This is a genomic window from Caldimonas sp. (assembly GCF_046289365.1).
GTDB lineage: Bacteria > Pseudomonadota > Gammaproteobacteria > Burkholderiales > Burkholderiaceae_C > Caldimonas.
Map to the genome: position 1 here is coordinate 1 of NZ_JBKBVU010000242.1, position 4005 is coordinate 4005.

At 68.1% G+C, this 4005-nt stretch carries 3 protein-coding genes; 2 read left to right on the plus strand and 1 reads right to left on the minus strand.

What is annotated here, in order from left to right:
* A partial coding sequence (locus ACK42S_RS16205; RefSeq protein WP_409709909.1) for an NAD(P)-binding protein occupies positions 1-386 on the minus strand: 386 nt, incomplete at its 3' end.
* A gap of 110 nt (positions 387-496) precedes the next feature.
* Between ACK42S_RS16205 and ACK42S_RS16210 the strand changes: the two genes are divergently transcribed.
* Positions 497-1192 carry a transposase gene (locus ACK42S_RS16210; RefSeq protein WP_409709912.1) on the plus strand — a complete coding sequence of 232 codons (696 nt, stop codon included), beginning with the start codon at positions 497-499 and terminating at the stop codon, positions 1190-1192.
* Positions 1193-1325: 133 nt separating this feature from the next.
* Positions 1326-4005, plus strand: a 2680-nt coding sequence (locus ACK42S_RS16215) for a glutamate synthase central domain-containing protein (RefSeq protein WP_409709914.1), incomplete at its 3' end; no start/stop codon positions are given.

Here is a 4005-nt window from a genome sequence, read left to right on the forward strand (position 1 = left end):
GCACAGGCCTGCTGCCAGGCCTGCTGCAGCGGGGCCACGAGGCTGCCGTAGCGCAGCACGGCGCCCAACAGGGGCACCCCTTCCTCGAGGGCGTCGATCACCACCTCGGGCTGGCGCGGCGCCAGCAGCAGCGGTTGCTGCTGCGACACATGCACGCGCCGGATCGGCTCGACGGCAGCGGCCGGCCAGACCTTCAGGCGCTGCAGCAATTGCACGCTGCCCAGCGACAGCGCCAGGGTGCGCGGATCGGCCGCCACGTCATGCCCGGGCGGCCGGGCGTCGAAGACGGTGATGCGGGCGCGGGGCAGTTCGCGCGCGGCCAGCAGGGCCAGCGCCAGGCCGCAGGGCCCGGCGCCGACCACGGCGAGGTGCAGGTCGGCAGACATGGTGTGAGCAGCGGTGCGGCAAGGCAAAGGGCCCCGCCTGGTGCGTCGATGATAGGGCGGCCGCGTCGATATCATCGCCGCAACCCCATCTCGCCGACCCGGCCTTGCCCATGGCCCGACTGCCCCGCCTCGTTCTGCCCGGCCTGCCCCACCACGTGATCCTGCGTGCGCACGCCGGACAGCCGGTATTCGGCGACGAGGCCGACCACCGCGCCTACCTCGAGGCTCTGCGTGACGCGGCACGCACGCATGGGGTGGCCGTGCATGCCTATGTGCTGGTGCCCCGCGAGGTGCAGCTCCTGGTGGTGCCCGAGCGGCCCGAGGGCCTGTCGCGCATGATGCAGTCCATCGGGCGCCGCCACGGGGCCTGGTTCAACCGCCGCCATGCGCGCCGCGGCAGCCTGTGGGATGGACGCTACCGGGTCACGATCGTCGAGCCCGAAACCGGCTTCATCGACCTGTGCCTGTACATCGAGGCCCTGCCGGTGCGCCTGGGCCTGTGTGCCCGGCCGCACGACTGGGCCTGGTCCAGCCTGCCCCACCACCTGGGGCGGCTGCGAGACCCGCTGCTGAGCGAACACGCCGAGATCTGGCGGCTGGGCAACACCCCTTTCGACCGCGAGGCGGCCTATGCGCGGCGCACCGAGGAGGGGCTCGACACGCGCCGCATCCAGGCCCTGGAGGCGGCCTGCGGGCGCGGCTGGGGGCTGGGCAGCCCCGGCTTCCTCGCCCGCCTGGCCGAGGCCTCGAACCGTCCCGTGCAGCCGCGCCCGCGGGGACGCCCCCGCAAGTCGCCCGCGCCTTAAGTATGTCCCCATTTAATTGCGCACCGAATTGGTGAACCATTTAATTAGAGTCTGACCCCATTTAATTGCGCTTGAAGTCCCCGGGTGGCTGCAGTACTCTCGCGGAATCCCTAACGATGACCCGGAGTGCGCCATGCCACAGGCCGCCCATGGGGGAGCCACCCCCGAAGAAATCCGTGCCCTGGCCGAACAGGGCCTGTACGACCCCCGGAACGAACGAGATGCCTGCGGCGTGGGCTTCGTGGCCCACATCAAGGGCCAGAAGGCCCACAGCATTGTTGAGCAGGGGCTGAAGATCCTCGAGAACCTCGACCACCGGGGTGCGGTGGGGGCCGACAAGCTGATGGGCGATGGTGCGGGCATCCTGATCCAGATCCCCGACGAGTTCTACCGTGCCGAGATGGCTCGGCAGGGCGTCGAGCTGCCGCCGCCGGGCGAGTACGGCGTGGGCATGATCTTCCTGCCCAAGGAGCATGCCTCGCGGCTGGCCTGCGAGCAGGAACTCGAGCGCGCCGTCAAGGCCGAGGGCCAGGTGCTGCTGGGCTGGCGCGACGTGCCGGTGGACAAGGACATGCCCATGTCGCCGGCCGTGCGCGAGAAGGAGCCGGTGATCCGTCAGATCTTCATCGGCCGCGGCCCGGACATCATCGTGCCCGATGCCCTGGAGCGCAAGCTCTACGTCATCCGCAAGACGGCCTCCAGTGCGATCCAGCGCCTCAAGCTCACCCACTCGCGCGAGTACTACGTGCCCAGCATGAGCTGCCGCACGGTGATCTACAAGGGCCTGCTGTTGGCCGATCAGGTCGGCACCTACTACAAGGACCTGCAGGACCCGCGTGTGGTCTCGGCCCTGGCCCTGGTGCACCAGCGCTTCTCGACCAACACCTTCCCCGAGTGGCCACTGGCCCACCCCTACCGCATGGTGGCGCACAACGGCGAGATCAACACCGTCAAGGGCAACTTCAACTGGATGCGTGCGCGCGAGGGCGTGATGAAGTCGCCCGTGCTCGGCGACGACCTGCCCAAGCTCTACCCGATCAGTTTCGAGGGCCAGTCCGACACGGCCACCTTCGACAACGCGCTGGAGCTGCTCACCATGGCCGGCTACCCGCTGGCCCATGCGGCGATGATGATGATCCCGGAGGCCTGGGAGCAGCACACGCTGATGGACGAACGCCGCCGCGCCTTCTATGAATACCACGCCGCGATGCTCGAGCCCTGGGACGGCCCGGCCGCGATGGTCTTCACCGACGGCCGCCAAATCGGCGCCACGCTCGACCGCAACGGCCTGCGCCCGGCGCGCTACATCGTCACCGACGACGACCTGGTGGTGATGGCCTCGGAGAGCGGCGTGCTGCCCATCCCCGAGAACAAGATCGTCAAGAAGTGGCGCCTGCAGCCGGGCAAGATGTTCTTGATCGACTTCGAGCAGGGCCGCATCGTCGATGACGAGGAGCTGAAGAACCTCTACGCCTCGGCCAAGCCCTACCGCCAGTGGATCGAGAACGTGCGCATCAAGCTCGATTCGATCGACGTGGTGGGCGAGCCGCCGACGTTCACCGAATCGCTGCTCGACCGCCAGCAGGCCTTCGGCTACACCCAGGAAGACCTCAAGTTCCTGATGAGCCCGATGGCCCAGTCCGGCGAGGAGAGCATCGGCTCGATGGGCAACGACTCGCCCCTGGCCGTGCTGTCGGACAAGAACAAGCCGCTCTATAACTACTTCAAGCAGCTCTTCGCCCAGGTCACGAACCCGCCGATCGACCCGATCCGCGAGGCCATCGTGATGTCGCTGGTGTCCTTCATCGGCCCCAAGCCCAACCTCCTGGACATCAACGCGGTCAACCCGCCGATGCGCCTGGAGGTCTCGCAGCCCATCCTCGACTTCGACGACATGGCGCGCCTGCGCCAGATCGAGCGCCACACCGGCGGCAAGTTCAGGAGCTACGAGCTCAACATCACCTACCCGCTCCAGTGGGGGCGTGAAGGTGTGGAGGCCAAGCTCGCCTCACTGTGCGCCGAGGCCGTGGACGCCATCCGCACCGGCCACAACATCCTCATCATCACCGACCGCTACATGAGCCGCGGCCAGGTGGCGATCCCCGCGCTGCTGGCGCTGTCGGCCGTGCACCACCACCTGGTGCGTGAAGGCCTGCGCACCACGGCCGGCCTGGTCGTCGAGACCGGCTCGGCCCGCGAGGTGCACCACTTTGCCGTGCTGGCTGGCTACGGCGCCGAGGCCGTGCACCCCTACCTGGCCATGGAGACGCTGGCGGCCATGCATGCCGAGCTGCCCGGCGAGCTGTCGGCCGAGAAGGCCATCCACAACTACGTCAAGGCGATCGGCAAGGGCCTGTCGAAGATCATGTCCAAGATGGGCGTGTCCACCTACATGTCCTACTGCGGCGCCCAGCTCTTCGAGGCCATCGGCCTGAAGAAGGAGATGGTCGACAAGTACTTCCGCGGCACGGCCTCGCAGGTGGGTGGCATCGGTGTGTTCGAGGTGGCCGAAGAAGCCATCCGCATGCACATGGCAGCCTTCGGCGACGACCCGGTGCTGCGCGACATGCTCGACGCCGGCGGCGAATATGCCTGGCGTGCGCGGGGCGAGGAGCACATGTGGACGCCGGATGCCATCGCCAAGCTGCAGCACAGCACGCGCGCCGGCCGCTTCGACACCTACAAGGAATACGCCCAGATCATCAACGACCAGTCGCGCCGCCACATGACGCTGCGCGGCCTGTTCGAGTTCAAGCTCGACCCGAGCAAGGCCATCCCCATCGAGGAGGTCGAGCCCGCGTCCGAGATCGTCA